This window comes from Streptomyces sp. ALI-76-A, assembly GCF_030287445.1.
Lineage (GTDB): Bacteria > Actinomycetota > Actinomycetes > Streptomycetales > Streptomycetaceae > Streptomyces.
In genome coordinates this window covers 6,246,385-6,260,611 of record NZ_JASVWB010000002.1, presented here as the reverse complement: position 1 = coordinate 6,260,611, position 14,227 = coordinate 6,246,385, and the positions used below count along the sequence as shown (strand labels likewise).

12 protein-coding genes are annotated in these 14,227 nt (G+C 71.6%); 8 read left to right on the top strand and 4 right to left on the bottom strand.

All coding sequences use genetic code 11. From position 1 onward, the window contains the following. The first annotated feature begins 117 nt into the window (after positions 1-117). Positions 118-1,281 carry a serine hydrolase domain-containing protein gene (locus QQS16_RS29130; protein WP_286065017.1) on the top strand — a complete coding sequence of 388 codons (1,164 nt, stop codon included), beginning with the start codon at positions 118-120 and terminating at the stop codon, positions 1,279-1,281. Positions 1,282-1,525: 244 nt separating this feature from the next. Here QQS16_RS29130 and QQS16_RS29125 read toward each other — a convergent pair whose 3' ends face one another. Then, a complete protein-coding gene (locus tag QQS16_RS29125) occupies positions 1,526-2,974 on the bottom strand; it encodes a gamma-aminobutyraldehyde dehydrogenase (protein ID WP_286065016.1) in 1,449 nt (482 codons plus the stop codon). A 180-nt stretch (positions 2,975-3,154) separates the two neighbouring features. Here QQS16_RS29125 and QQS16_RS29120 point away from each other — a divergent pair, with 180 nt between their 5' ends. The 7 genes from QQS16_RS29120 (at position 3,155) to QQS16_RS29090 (ending at position 9,996) form a co-directional block, all read left to right on the top strand. Further along, a complete protein-coding gene (locus QQS16_RS29120; protein WP_286065015.1) occupies positions 3,155-3,682 on the top strand; it encodes an Lrp/AsnC family transcriptional regulator in 528 nt (175 codons plus the stop codon). Further along, positions 3,679-5,058, top strand: coding sequence for an aspartate aminotransferase family protein (locus tag QQS16_RS29115; RefSeq protein ID WP_286065014.1), 1,380 nt, complete (start codon positions 3,679-3,681; stop codon positions 5,056-5,058). Before QQS16_RS29120 ends, QQS16_RS29115 begins: the two co-directional genes overlap by 4 nt. A gap of 197 nt (positions 5,059-5,255) precedes the next feature. Beyond that, positions 5,256-5,996 (top strand): ABC transporter ATP-binding protein, encoded by a 741-nt coding sequence (locus QQS16_RS29110; protein WP_286065013.1) that lies wholly within the window; start codon positions 5,256-5,258, stop codon positions 5,994-5,996. Beyond that, on the top strand, positions 5,978-7,426 hold the full coding sequence (locus QQS16_RS29105) for a hypothetical protein (RefSeq protein WP_286065012.1): 1,449 nt from the start codon (positions 5,978-5,980) through the stop codon (positions 7,424-7,426). Before QQS16_RS29110 ends, QQS16_RS29105 begins: the two co-directional genes overlap by 19 nt. Positions 7,427-7,532: 106 nt before the next feature. Further along, positions 7,533-7,949 carry a VOC family protein gene (locus QQS16_RS29100; RefSeq protein ID WP_286065011.1) on the top strand — a complete coding sequence of 139 codons (417 nt, stop codon included), beginning with the start codon at positions 7,533-7,535 and terminating at the stop codon, positions 7,947-7,949. A 53-nt stretch (positions 7,950-8,002) separates the two neighbouring features. Beyond that, entirely contained in the window at positions 8,003-9,127 is a 1,125-nt protein-coding gene (locus QQS16_RS29095) for an LOG family protein (protein WP_286065010.1), read from the top strand. A 158-nt stretch (positions 9,128-9,285) separates the two neighbouring features. After that, positions 9,286-9,996: an LAETG motif-containing sortase-dependent surface protein gene (locus QQS16_RS29090; protein ID WP_286065009.1), complete on the top strand. Its 711-nt coding sequence runs from the start codon at positions 9,286-9,288 to the stop codon at positions 9,994-9,996. A gap of 247 nt (positions 9,997-10,243) precedes the next feature. Here the strand turns inward: QQS16_RS29090 and QQS16_RS29085 are convergent, their stop codons facing one another. The 3 genes from QQS16_RS29085 to QQS16_RS29075 are packed head-to-tail and all read right to left on the bottom strand — an operon-like array spanning position 10,244 to position 14,012. Further along, positions 10,244-11,266, bottom strand: coding sequence for an ABC transporter ATP-binding protein (locus tag QQS16_RS29085; protein WP_286065008.1), 1,023 nt, complete (start codon positions 11,264-11,266; stop codon positions 10,244-10,246). Positions 11,267-11,283: 17 nt separating this feature from the next. Then, positions 11,284-12,960: an ABC transporter permease gene (locus tag QQS16_RS29080; protein WP_286065007.1), complete on the bottom strand. Its 1,677-nt coding sequence runs from the start codon at positions 12,958-12,960 to the stop codon at positions 11,284-11,286. Next, on the bottom strand, positions 12,936-14,012 hold the full coding sequence (locus QQS16_RS29075) for a thiamine ABC transporter substrate-binding protein (RefSeq protein WP_286065006.1): 1,077 nt from the start codon (positions 14,010-14,012) through the stop codon (positions 12,936-12,938). The genes QQS16_RS29080 and QQS16_RS29075 overlap by 25 nt, the downstream gene beginning before the upstream one ends. Between the last annotated feature and the right edge of the window lie 215 nt (positions 14,013-14,227).

Below are 14,227 nucleotides of genomic sequence, written 5' to 3'. Positions count from 1 at the left end.
ACGGCACTTGCTCGGGGTTCGGCCAGGGTGCGCTGCCCTCCTCGCAGACGATCCGGGGAGATGCGCACGACCGGAAGATGATCACAGGCACCTTCCGTCGACCTCTGGAGCAGCCGCATGCGCGTCCGCCGACGCACGACCGCCCTCGCCGCCTCCGTCGTTCTCGCCCTGGGCGCCGGCCCGCTGGCCGCCCCCGCGTTCGCCGCGTCCGCGCCCGCCCCGGCCGCCGCGCACGGCACGACGACCGGCGGCCCGGACACCGCCGCGCTGAACACCGCGCTCCAGAACCTCCCGGACCGGAACGCGACGTTCGCCCTGGTACGGGTCGGCGGCAGGGACGGCACCTGGCGCGGCAGCGCGGGCGTGCGGGACCTGCGGAGCGGGGCCGCGGCGGACCCGGACGCCCGGTTCCGGGCGGGCTCGACGACGAAGGTGGTGACGGCGGCCGTCGTGCTGGACCTGGCGGCTCAGCGGCGGATCGATCTGAACGCGCCCGTACAGCGCTACCTTCCGGGCCTGCTGACCAGGGACTTCCGGCCGATCACTGTACGGCAGCTGCTGAACCACACCAGCGGCATCCAGCCCGGCGACGGTCTCGGGACCACCTTCGAGGAGGCGTACGCGCACCGTTTCGACACGCTGACCCCCCAGGAGGTGGTGGCGTCGGCGGTGGCGAAGGGCCCGGAGTTCCGCCCGGGCGAGCGTCAGCACTACCTGAACATCAACTACACGGTCCTCGGCATGCTGATCGAGAAGGTGACGGGGAACTCCTACGCCTCGGAGGCAACCCGGCGCGTGCTGCTGCCCGCCGGGATGCGGGACACGTACTTCCCCGGCACGGACCCGAGGGTCCTGGGCCCGCACAACGCGGGCTACCAGGCGGTGAAGCGGGCCGACGGCACCACGGACCTCGTGGACGTGACGGACTGGAACCAGGCGGACCGGTGGGCGGCCGGCGACATGATCTCCACGACCGCGGACCTGGAACGGCTGGTGAACCGCCTCTACCGGGGCGACCTGGTGCCCCGCCCGCAACTGCGGGAGATGTTCACGGTCCCGAGGCACATCGAGGGCGCCACCATGAGCGCCGGTCTGGAGCGCTTCGAGTTCGAGGGCCGGGTCTACTGGCTGAAGTCGGGCGCGCGGTACGGCTACGGCACGCTGGTCGCCGCGACCCGGAACCTGTCGCGCACCCTCGTGGTGTCCGTCGGCGCGACGGACGCCAAGAGCGAGGGCATGAACCCGGTGACGGAGCGGATCGCGCGGGCCGCCCTCCGGTAGCGAGGGCGTGCGGCGAGTACGGGGTGACGGCCTCCGGACGCTCGGTCCTCCGGCGTTCGACGTACAGCGCGACCGTCCCGAAGACACCGAACGACAGTCGATCACGGTCCGCCGGAAGGGGATCCCCCGGATCGGGCCGCGGATCAGCGCGAGCGGGACGATCCCGGCGCGGGCACGCGCGGCCCCGGACGGTCACTCCCCGTCCGGGGCCGCGTGCGCCCGGTGGATCCGCGGGCTGCGCGAGTCACCCGTCCAGCGACGTCATCACGTGCTTGATCCGCGTGTAGTCGTCGAAGCCGTAGCCCGAGAGGTCCTTGCCGTAGCCGGACTTCTTGAAGCCGCCGTGCGGCATCTCGGCGACCAGCGGGATGTGGGTGTTGATCCACACGCAGCCGAAGTCGAGCTTCTTGGACATCCGCATCGCACGGCCGTGGTCCTTGGTCCACACGGAGGAGGCGAGGGCGTACTCGACGCCGTTGGCCCACTCCACCGCCTGGTCCTCGCCGGCGAAGGACTGGACGGTGATGACCGGGCCGAAGACCTCCTTCTGGATGATCTCGTCGTCCTGCTTGAGCCCGGAGACGACGGTCGGGGCGAAGAAGTACCCCTTGTCGCCGACGCGCTTGCCGCCGGTCTCCACCCGCGCGTGCGCGGGCAGCCGCTCGATGAAGCCGGAGACCTGCTGGAGCTGGTTCGGGTTGTTCAGCGGCCCGTACAGCACGTCCTCGTCGTCCGGCTGTCCGGTCTTCGTCGCGGCGGCGGCCTTCGCCAGCGCGGCCACGAACTCGTCGTGGATGGCCTCCTGGACCAGGACGCGGGTGGCGGCCGTACAGTCCTGACCGGCGTTGAAGAAGCCCGCGACCGAGATGTCCTCGACGGCCTTGGCGATGTCGGTGTCGTCGAAGACGACGACCGGCGCCTTGCCGCCGAGCTCCAGGTGGACCCGCTTGACGTCCTTCGCCGCGGACTCCGCGACCGACATGCCCGCGCGCACCGAACCGGTGATGGAGGCCATCGCCGGGGTGGGGTGCTCGACCATCAGGCGGCCGGTGTCCCGGTCGCCGCACAGGACGTTGAAGACGCCCTTGGGCAGGATCGAGCCGATGATGTCGGCGATCAGGACCGTGGACGCCGGGGTGGTGTCCGACGGCTTGAGCACGACCGTGTTGCCCGCGGCGATCGCCGGCGCGAACTTCCACACGGCCATCATCATCGGGTAGTTCCACGGCGCGACCTGCGCGCAGACGCCGACCGGCTCCCGGCGGACGATCGAGGTCAGCCCCTCCATGTACTCGCCGGCCGAGCGCCCCTCCAGCATCCGGGCCGCGCCCGCGAAGAAGCGGATCTGGTCGACCATCGGCGGGATCTCCTCGGTGCGGGTCAGCCCGATCGGCTTGCCAGTGTTCTCCACCTCGGCCGCGATGAGTTCCTCGGCGCGCTCCTCGAACGCGTCCGCGATCTTCAGGAGGGCCTTCTGACGCTCGGCGGGGGTCGTGTCGCGCCAGGCCGGGAAGGCCGCGGCGGCGGCCGCCATGGCGGCGTCCACGTCCGCCGCTCCGGACAGCGGCGCGGTCGCGTACGCCTCACCCGTGGCGGGGTTGACCACCTCGGTGGTCCGTCCGTCGGCGGCGTCCCGGAACTCACCGGCGATGTAGTTACGAAGTGTGCGCAGCCCACGCAGCTCGGTGCTCACTGCCGGCCTCCTGTCAGGTTTCTCAACCCGTTGTGACTGTCCATCTGCTGAGACACCACCCTAATCCGCGTGCCCGCGTTTTCAACACCCCTGATCCCACCATGACTGCGAAATCCGCAGACTTCAGTTACGTAAACAACGAATTTCATCGATACGGCCTTGCGGAACTGTCGATACGTCGTGCAGAGTGACCTGGTGGCCAGTCGAAGCGCAGACCCCAGGGACCCGCGGGAGAGCCGCGAGTCCAGGAACGGCACCACCCCGCATCCGGATGCCGTCTCCCTCGCCATCATCGAACAGCTCCAGGAGGACGGCCGCCGGCCGTACGCCGCCATCGGCAAGGCCGTGGGCCTGTCCGAGGCGGCCGTGCGCCAGCGCGTCCAGAAGCTGCTCGACCAGGGCGTGATGCAGATCGTCGCCGTCACGGACCCGCTCACCGTGGGCTTCCGCCGGCAGGCGATGGTCGGCGTCCGGGTCGAAGGGGACGCGGAGTCGGTGGCCGACGCCCTGACCGCCATGGACGAGTGCGAGTACGTGGTGATGACCGCGGGCTCCTTCGACCTGATGGTGGAGATCGTCTGCGAGGACGACGACCACCTCCTGGACGTCATCAACAAGCGCATGCGAGCCATCCCCGGAGTGCGCTCCACCGAGAGCTTCGTCTACCTCAAGCTGAAGAAGCAGACCTACATGTGGGGAACCCGATGACCGTGAGCACCGACAGCCCCAAGGACCTCAGCAGGACCGCGTACGACCATCTGTGGATGCACTTCACCCGCATGTCCTCGTACGAGAACGCCCCCGTCCCGACGATCGTCCGGGGTGAGGGCACCTACATCTACGACGACAAGGGCCGGCGCTACCTCGACGGTCTCGCGGGCCTGTTCGTGGTCCAGGCCGGACACGGCCGCACGGAGCTGGCCGAGACCGCCTTCAAGCAGGCGCAGGAGCTGGCGTTCTTCCCGGTGTGGTCCTACGCCCACCCCAAGGCCGTGGAGCTGGCGGAACGCCTGGCCCACCACGCGCCGGGCGACCTGAACAAGGTCTTCTTCACCACCGGCGGCGGCGAGGCGGTGGAGACCGCCTGGAAGCTCGCCAAGCAGTACTTCAAGCTGACCGGCAAGCCCACCAAGCACAAGGTCATCTCGCGTGCGGTCGCCTACCACGGCACCCCGCAGGGCGCTCTGTCCATCACCGGTCTGCCGGCCCTCAAGGCCCCCTTCGAGCCGCTGGTCCCGGGCGCGCACAAGGTCCCGAACACCAACATCTACCGCGCCCCGCTCTTCGGCGACGACCCCGTGGCGTTCGGCCGCTGGGCCGCCGACCAGATCGAGCAGCAGATCCTCATGGAGGGCGCGGACACGGTCGCCGCGGTCTTCCTGGAGCCGGTGCAGAACGCGGGCGGCTGCTTCCCGCCCCCGCCCGGCTACTTCCAGCGGGTGCGCGAGATCTGCGACACGTACGACGTCCTCCTGGTCTCGGACGAGGTCATCTGCGCCTTCGGCCGCCTGGGCACGATGTTCGCCTGCGACAAGTTCGACTACGTGCCGGACATGATCACCTGCGCCAAGGGCATGACCTCGGGCTACTCCCCGATCGGCGCCTGCGTCATCTCCGACCGCCTGGCCGAGCCGTTCTACAAGGGCGACAACACCTTCCTGCACGGCTACACCTTCGGCGGCCACCCGGTCTCCGCCGCGGTCGGCCTCGCCAACCTCGACCTGTTCGAGCGCGAGAACCTCAACCAGCACGTCCTCGACAACGAGGGCGCCTTCCGCTCCACCCTGGAGAAGCTGCACGACCTGCCGATCGTCGGCGACGTCCGCGGCAACGGCTTCTTCTACGGCATCGAGCTGGTGAAGGACAAGACGACCCGGGAGTCCTTCGACGAGGAGGAGACCGAGCGGATCCTCTACGGCTTCCTCTCCAAGGCCCTGTTCGACAACGGCCTGTACTGCCGTGCCGACGACCGCGGCGACCCGGTCGTCCAGCTCGCCCCGCCGCTGATCTCCGACCAGGGCACGTTCGACGAGATCGAGCAGATCCTGCGCGCGACGCTGACGGAGGCGTGGACGAAGCTGTGAAGCTGTGATCGTCCTCAAGGACGATCAGTCACGGCCCCGGTGCCGTCCGTCCGAGTGAGAAACGGCGGCCCGGGGCCGTGTGCTGTCCAGGCTCCCGGCCGTGGCTGCCTAGCGTGCCAGTGACCGATCGGCCCTGCCTTCGTTCCCCCGCACGGGGGATGTCGGTAGGGAATACGGATCAGAACGAGGTGTACGCCATGGAGGCCCCGCCGGACAACGACGTGCTGTGGGCACGCGCCCTGCACTTCACCCACCCCGACGGCTCGCCCGCGCTGGCCGGCGTGTCACTGGGCGTCCGCGAGAGCGAGATCCTCGCCGTCAGCGGCCCGCGCGGCAGCGGCAAGACGACCCTGCTGCGGTGCCTGTCCGGCCTGGACCCGGTGAGCCGCGGCGAGGTCTGGTTCAACAGCGCGCCCGTGCACACCCTGGGTCCGAAGGCCCGGGCGCGCCTGCGCCGCGACCGCTTCGGCTGGATCGACCCGGCTCCGGTGCTCGTCCCGGAGCTGAACGTCTGGGAGAACGCCGCGCTGCCGCTGATGTTGCGGGGCACCAGCCGCCGCCGCGCCAAGGTCGCCGCGCTGGAGTGGCTGGAGCGCCTGGACATCGGCGACCGCGCCCGCAGTCGCCCGCACGAACTGCGCCAGTCCGAACGGCAGCGCGTCTGCATCGCGCGGGCCCTGGCCCCGGCCCCCAGGGTGCTGTTCGCCGACGAGCCGACGGCTCCCCTGCACCGCGCCGACCGCGCCCAGGTCCTGCGCACGCTGACCACGGCGGCCCGCTCGCACGGCATCACGGTGGTGCTGGCCACCCACGACCCGGACACCGCCGCCCTCGCGGACCGCACGGTGTCGCTGCTGGACGGGCGGCGCGTACGCACCGTGCACCTGCCCCCGGTCCCCGAGACGGAAGGCCGGGCCACGTGCTCGCTCTCCGCCTGACCCGCGGCGCCCACCCGGCCGTCCAGCTCCGCCGTCTGCTGGTGGCGGCGGCCTCGGCGGGCACGGGCTTCCTCCTGCTGTGCACGCTCGGCCACGCGATGAGCCACCCGGAGGATCCCGGCGCCGCGCTCCTGCGCCTGGCCTGGTGCGCGACCCCGCTGGCCGCGACGGTGTACTTCGCGGTCGCGGTGGCCCGCACCGACCCCGCCACCAGACCCCGCCCCGGCCTCTCGGCGATCGGTCTGGGCCCGGCGCGCCTGATGGCCGTGTCGGCGGCCACGACGGTCCTGTCCTGCGCCCTGGGCTCGATGCTCGCCCTGCTCTTCTTCCTGTACCTGCGCGGCGACCTGACCGGCCTGCCCTTCGACGGGGCGGCGGCGGACTTCCTGGCGGCGGGACAGCCGTTGCCCCTGCCGGCGGCACTGACCCTGCTGGCGCTGGTCCCGGCCGTCGCGTCGGTGGCGGTGGCGTGGGTCCTGCGGCCGCGGGACGACAGGCCGGCGTCGGCGCGGCCGGGGATCCGGTCCTACGGCCGCTTCGGCGCGTACGGGAGCGGGGGCTCGCGGGAGACGTTCGGGGCGTACGGCCGTTTCCGTGCCCGCCCGGCCGCGCGCGTCCGGGTCCCCGGAGCGGCTCCCGGCCCGAGGACCGGCGACGACACCCCGCCTGCCCTGACGGACGCCACCAGCCCTCCGGCGCCGGCCACGGCCACGGCCCAGGAGGCCGACCCGGCCGACGCTCCCGTCCTCCCGGAGGCCGCGCCCTCCCACGCCTCCGTCGCCCCGCGTGCCGACCCGGACCCCGGCTCCCTGCCACCGGAGCCCCGGGAAGCGCCGGGCGGCCTGCCCTGGGGCATCGCCGTCCTCGCCGCGGGCCTCGCCGTGGAGGCGTACGCGAACCGCTCCGGGGCCGCCTCGGACACCCCCCTGCCCGGCGGCGTCGGCGGGGCCTCCTCCGTACTCGCCGGCTGGATCCTCACCGCCCTCGGCCTGGCCCTCGCCGGTCCCGGACTCACCCACCTGTGCGGGCGCCTGCTGCAGACGGCCCGCCCCGGCGCCCTCCGCCTGCTGGCCGGCCGCGTCCTCATGACGGAGGCGGGCCGCATCGGCCGCCCCCTCGGCGTGGTCTGCGCGGTCGCGTCCGGCGCGTACGCCATGGTCACGCTGTACGACACGGCGGACCCCTCCTTCGGTCCGCTGAGCACCCTCGGGCTGCTCCTGGTCACCGGGTGCACGGTGGCGACCCTGCTGACCGCGGCCGTGGAGGCCAGGCAGGCCCGCGCCGACACCACGGCCGCCCTGCTCAGGATCGGCGCGCCGGCCACGGTGCTGCGCGGCGCCGCGGCCCTGCGCGCCGGTGCCGTGCTGGCGGTGTTCGGCCCGCTGACCCTCGTCGTGGCCGAGTTGGCAGTCCTCCCCCTGGCCCCCTGAGGGCGCGCACGGACGATCACGCGAAAAAAATCTTCGGCGGCCGATGACTTTCGTGCGGGCACGCCGTCTAACTCATCGAACAGCACACACCCGATGGGAGAGACCGATGACCGCGACGTACCAGCAGATGATCTTCGTGAACCTGCCCGTGGACGACCTCGACACCTCGAAGAAGTTCTTCACGGACCTGGGCTACGCGATCAACCCTCAGTTCAGCGACGAGAACGCCGCCTCCGTGGTGATCAGCGACACCGTCGTCGCGATGCTGCTCACCAAGTCGTTCTACTCCACCTTCACCAAGAAGGAGATCGCGGACGCCACGAAGACCAGCGAGGTGCTGATCGCGCTGAGCGCCGAGAGCCGCGAGAAGGTCGACGAACTGGTCGACAAGGCGCTGGCGGCGGGCGGCTCCCCGGCGGGCGAGACGCAGGACCACGGCTTCATGTACGGCCGCTCCTTCGACGACCCCGACGGCCACACCTGGGAGGTCGTGTGGATGGACCCGTCGGCGGTGGAAGGCTGAGCCGATACCGGAAGGCCGAGCCGGTACCGGGCGGTGCTGCCTAGCATGGGCGGGTGCACCCGACACCCGCCCAACCCCACCATGCCTCCCACGACCGCGAGATCGAGTCGCTGGCCGAGTTCGACGAGGTCCTCTCGACACACGGCTCCCTCGCCCACTACCGCGTCCAGGCCGTCGACCTGACGGAGCGTACGGACGCCCTGCGTTCCGTGGACTGCGCGGGCGCCGTCTTCCTCGGCTGCCCGATGGACCCCGAGGCCGCCGCCCAGGTGCGGACCTCCGGGGCCCTGGTCTTCCCGCCCGTGCCGGGCCTGCCCTTCGACCCGTACCGCGGGTTCGTCTACTCCCCGGACGAGTTGTTCGACTCCCTCGGCCAGGGGTACGAGTCCACGCCGGACGCCCTCGCCTACGCCTGGTTCCAGCGGACCAAGGCCGACGGTGACGTGTTCTCGTCCATGCTCCGCGCGGTCCACGACGACGCCGTCTCCGACGCCCTCGACGAACTCCTCGTCGGCGCCCGGGTGGTGGGCGTCATGGGCGGCCACGCGATGGCGCGCGGCACTCAGAAGTACGCCGGTGCCGCGCGGCTGGGCCGGGAACTGGCCCGCGCGGGCTTCACGGTGGCCACCGGCGGCGGTCCGGGCGCGATGGAGGCGGCGAACCTGGGCGCGTACGCGGCGCCGTTCGACGACGGCATGCTCAACGAGGCGCTGCACCTTGTCGCCAAGGCCCCCTCCTTCACACCGTCGATCACCGACTGGGCACGCGTCGCGTTCGAGGTGCGTGAGCGCTGGCCCGGCGGCGGGACCTCGGTGGGCATCCCGACCTGGTTCTACGGCCACGAGCCGCCGAACGTGTTCGCCGCGCACATCGCCAAGTACTTCGCCAACGCCACCCGCGAGGACGGCCTGCTGGCCCGGTGCACCGCGGGGGTGGTCTTCCTGCCGGGCGCCGCCGGGACCGTACAGGAGGTCTTCGACAACGCGACGCCGAACTACTACGAGTCCCGCGGCGAGCCGACGCCGATGGTGCTCGTGAACCGCGCGCACTGGACGGAGAAACTGCCGGCCTGGCCGTTGTTGCGGGCGCTCGCGCGGGAGCGGTCGATGGAGGACCGTATCGCCCTGGTCGACCGGATCGAGGAGGCCGCCGGGGCGTTGAAACGTCTCGGTGGTTAATAAGACGGCAAAGCCAACGCCTGTAACCTGCATATGCATTGACACTACTTATGCAGCGCTTATAGACCTGTGAGCCTCAAGGGGACGGCGTGGTGATGCCCGCATCACCTCTCCACCCCTTCCACCCCCCGCATTCGCGCATCCCGTGAAGGACAAACGTGGCAGTCCTGTCCCTATCCCGTCGTACCGTCGCACGCACCGCGCGCATCCTCGGTGTGGCCTCCGCCTCGGCCGCGCTCGCGCTCGGCGCCGCGGGCAACGCGCTCGCCTGCGACATCTCCGAGTTCTCCGCCGAAGCAAAGTGTGACGGCGCGAAGGGTGTCATCACCGTCACCGACGTGGACCCCGCCGGTATCCCGGCGACCGTCTCCGTGTTCCTCGAGAACAACGGCGCCGACGTGAAGAAGGTCGGCGAGCAGGTGGTCAAGGGCTCGCGCGAGGGCGTCACCATCACCTTCGAGGAGGACTGGGCGCCGAACGCCGAGTACCGGATCCACGTCAGGGCCGAGAGCTACGTCGACGAGGACATCAAGCCCAACCTGATCACCCCGGCCACGGCCTGCAAGGCCGAGGACACCCCGGTACCGACCCCGACCCCGACGCCCACCGCGACGCCGTCGGACTCCGCGTCGGCCCCGGCCGAGGAGACCATCACCCCGGTCCCGTCGGCCTCGCGGAGCGAGAGCACCGCCCCGGCGGGCACCGCCAGCAACGCCCCGTCCCCCGCGGTCGGTGAGTCCAACCTCGCCGAGACCGGCGCGAGCTCCAGCACCGGCGTCATCGCCGGGGTCGCGGTCGCCCTGGTCGCGATCGGCGGCGGCGCGATCTTCTACGGCCTGCGCCGCCGTGGGGCGAGCGGCAACCGCTGACGCCCCTGCCGCACGCACGGTGGCCCGTCCCCGCACGCAGGACTGCGGGGGCGGGCCACCTCCGTGTCACCCGAAGGTCGCCCGCTCCAGCCAGAACTCCAGCAGTTCCCGGGCAGGTCGGCACGGTAGCGGACAGGTCGGACCCGGAGGTGACCACCGCTCTCGACAGGTCCACCTGACGGGCGATCTCGGCGCAGTAGCGATCATGTCCGAGCAACGTGATGCCCCGTACCCCAGGCTCCTCCGGTCAGCCGAGCACCACGACTTCGGCCGCGTCGAACTCCACCCCGACCACGTCTCCGGCCTCCGGCGCCGCCCGCAGCGCGCACGCCGCCTCCAGCCGCGGCCCGTCCCCCTCCGGCAGCAGGTGTACGGCGACATGGGTGCCCTTGAACGTCCGCGCGGCCACCGCGCACCGCAGCCCTTCGTCCGCGCCCACGAGCCGCACCCCCGCGGGCCGCACCAGCACCCGGCGTTCCCCCTGCGCGGCGCCCGCGGGCACCGGCACCTTCCCCCACGGCGTGTCCGCCGCCTCCCCGGTGACCGTCCCGGCGACCACGTTCTCGAAGCCGAGGAAGCGGGCCACGAACTCGTCCGCCGGCCGCAGCCACACCTCAAGTGGCGTGCCGGACTGGGCGATGCGCCCGTCCCGCATGACCACGACCCGGTCGGCCAGCGCGAACGCCTCCCCCTGGTCGTGCGTCACGGCCAGCACCGTCGTCCCCAACCGCCCGAACAACTCCCGCAGTTCGACGACCAGCCGCTCCCGCAGCGTCCGGTCCAGCTGGCCGAGCGGCTCGTCCAGCATCAGCAGCCGTGGCCTGGGGGCGAGCGCCCGCGCCAGCGCCACCCGCTGCTGCTCGCCCCCGGACAGCGCGCCCACCGCCCGACCCACGGCGCCCGGCAACCCGACCAGCTCCAGCAACTCCCGTACCCGCTCGTCCCGTTGCCCACGTGAGACACCGTGCATCCGCAGCCCGAAGGCCACGTTCCCGCCCACGTCCCGCTGCGGGAACAGCTGGTGGTCCTGGAACATCAACCCGACCCCCCGCTGGTGCGCGGGCACCCCCGCCTGGTCCCGCCCGTCGAGCAACACCCGTCCGCCGTCGAGAGGTTGCAGCCCGGCCACCGCCCGCAGCAACGTCGACTTGCCGCTCCCGCTCGGCCCGAGCACGCACACGATCCCGTGCTCGGCGACACCGAGGTCCACCCCGTCCAGCACGGCCCGCCCGCCGAACCGTACGGTCGCGTCCTCAAGCTTCAGCAGCATCCAGTACTCCCCGGCATCTAGAACTCCCCGGTCCGGTCGGTCCGCAGCCGCTCCAGCACCAGCAGCGCCACCGCGCACACGATCATCAGGATCGTCGAAAGGGCCATCGCCTGCCCGTAGTTGACCTCGCCCGCCCGCCCGAGCAGCCGCGCCACCGCGACCGGCAGCGTGGGACTGTCCGGCCGCGCGATGAACACCGTCGCCCCGAACTCCCCCAGCGACACCGCGAACGCGAACCCGGCCGCGATCAGCAGCGCCCGCCGCACCATCGGCAGATCCACCTCACGCCACACCCGCCACGGCGAGGCCCCGAGCACCGCCGCCGCCTCCCGCAGCCGTACGTCCACCGCCCGCAACACGGGCAGCATGGTCCGTACGACGAAGGGCACGCCGACCAGAGCCTGCGCGAGCGGCACCAGGATCCACGAGGACCGCAGATCCAGCGGCGGCTCGTCCAGCGCGATCAGGAACCCGAACCCGACGGTCACCGCGGACACCCCGAGCGGCAGCATCAGCAGCGCGTCGAACCCCCGGACGAACCGGCCCGCGTCCCGGCGGGTCAGCGCGGCCGCGGCCAGCCCGCCGATCAGCACGGCGATGGCGGTCGCGGCGACGGCGTAGCGCAGCGAGTTGCCGATCGCCTCGATCGGCGGGACCAGGAAGAGCCCGCCGTCGTCGCGGGTCAGCGCCCGGTAGTAGCCGAAGCCGGGCGCGTCCAGGGACCGTCGCACCAGCACGGCCAGCGGCAGCAGGAGCAGGACGACGATCGAGGCGAGGACGCCGCCCAGCAGCGCCCACTGCCCCGCCCCGTGCGGCCGCCGCGCGCTCGCCGACGCGTCCACCAGCCGCAGCGTGCTCTCCCGCCGCCGAACCGTCCAGGCGTGCACCGCGAGGACCGCTCCCACCGCCACGAACTGGATGAGGGTCAGCACGGCGGCCGTGGACAGGTCGAAGATCTCGGAGGTCTGCCGGTAGATCTCGACTTCGAGGGTCGAGAAGCCCGGCCCGCCCAGGATCTGCACCACGCCGAACGACGTGAAGGTGAACAGGAAGACCATCAGCGCGGCGGCGGCCACGGCGGGTGCGAGCGCGGGCAGCGTGACCGCGCGCCAGGCCCGCGACCGGGACGCGCCGAGCATCCGCGCGGCCTCCTCCTGACGCGGGTCGAGCTGTGCCCAGAGCCCGCCGACGGTCCGTACGACGACCGCGTAGTTGAAGAAGACATGCGCGAGCAGGATCGCCCACACGGTGGTGTCCAGCCGTACGCCCCACAGCTCGTCCAGGAGCCCGCCCCGGCCGACGAGCGCCAGGAACGCCGTCCCGACGACGACCGTCGGCAGCACGAACGGGACCGTCACCACGGCCCGCAGCACCTGCTTGCCGGGGAAGTGGAAGCGGGCGAACACGTACGCGCCGGGCAGCGCGACCAGCAGCGTGAGCGCGGTGGAGGCGAGCGCCTGCCAGGTGGTGAACCACAGGACGTGCCGGACGTCCGACTGCCCGAGTACGTCCACGATCCGCCCGGGCTGCCAGACCCCGTCGGTCCGCAGGCCGCGCGCGACGATCGCGGCGACGGGGTAGGCGAAGAAGACCGCGAGGAACGCGACGGGCACGGCGATGAGCCCGAGCCGCGCCGCGTTCCCCCGGGCGTTCCCCTTGGCGCGCAGGGTCACTTCAGTACGAGCGAGGTCCACGACTTGACCCACTGGTCGCGGTGGTCGGCGATCTCGGCCGGCTCCAGGGTCTCGGGGTCCTTGGCCTGCGGTCCGAACTTCACGAACTCCGGCGGCACCTGCGCGCCCTCCCGCACCGGGTAGACGAACATGTTCAGCGGCATGTCGTCCTGGAACGGCTTGGACAGCAGGAAGTCCAGCAACGCCTTTCCGCCCTCGGCGTTGGCGGCGTTGCTGAGCAGGCCCGCGTACTCGACCTGCCGGAAGCAGGTGCCGGTGGCGACGCCCGTGGGCGCGGTCGTCGGCTTCGGGTCGGCGTAGATCACCTCGGCGGGCGGCGAGGAGGCGTACGAGACGACGAGCGGCCGGTCGGCCTTGGCCTGCTTGCCGCCCGCGGACCCGGAGAACTCCTCGTTGTAGGCCTGCTCCCAGCCGTCGACCACCTTCACGCCGTTGGCCTTGAGCTTCTCCCAGTAGTCCGTCCAGCCCTCGTCGCCGTACCTGGCGACGGTGCCGAGCAGGAAGCCGAGCCCCGGGGAGGAGGTGGAGGCGTTCTCGGTGACGAGGAGGTCCTTGTACGCCGGCTTGACCAGGTCGTCGAAGGAGGCCGGCGGGGCCAGCTCGCGCTCCTCGAAGTACGCCTTGTCGTAGTTGACGCAGATGTCACCGGTGTCGACGGGCGTGACCCGGTGCTTGTCCTGGTCGGCCCGGTACTCGGGCAGGACCAGGTCGGAGCCCTTCGCCTCGTACGACTGGAACAGCCCGTTGTCCAGGGCCCGGGACAGCAGGGTGTTGTCGACGCCGAAGAAGACGTCGCCCTGCGGGTTGTCCTTGGTGAGGATGGCCTTGTTGACGGCCTGCCCGGCGTCGCCGTCCTTGAGGACCCTGACCTTGTAGCCGGACTGCTTCTCGAAGTCCGCGAGGACGTTCTTCGACACGGCCCACGAGTTGTGGCTGACGAGGGTCACGGTCGTGGAGTCGCCGCCGCTCCCGCTGTCGGACGATCCGCACGCGGACAGTGTGACCAGGCCGAGCCCCACGATCAGGACGGTGGCCTTCTGGGTGATGCTCACTGAATTCCTCCTGGGGTGACCAGGAAGAGACGCGGCCCTGCCTGGGGCCGTCAGGGAATCCGGCGGCTCCCGGGCAGGGCGCAACAGCTCGAGTGATGACCGAACTTCCTACCCAGAATGACCTGGGCGAGGTTCAGAGGGTCTGCGGCCGGTGCCGCACTCTCAGCGCTGTGGCGCTCCCCTGTCGGAATATGAAGATGTACGAAGATGTACGT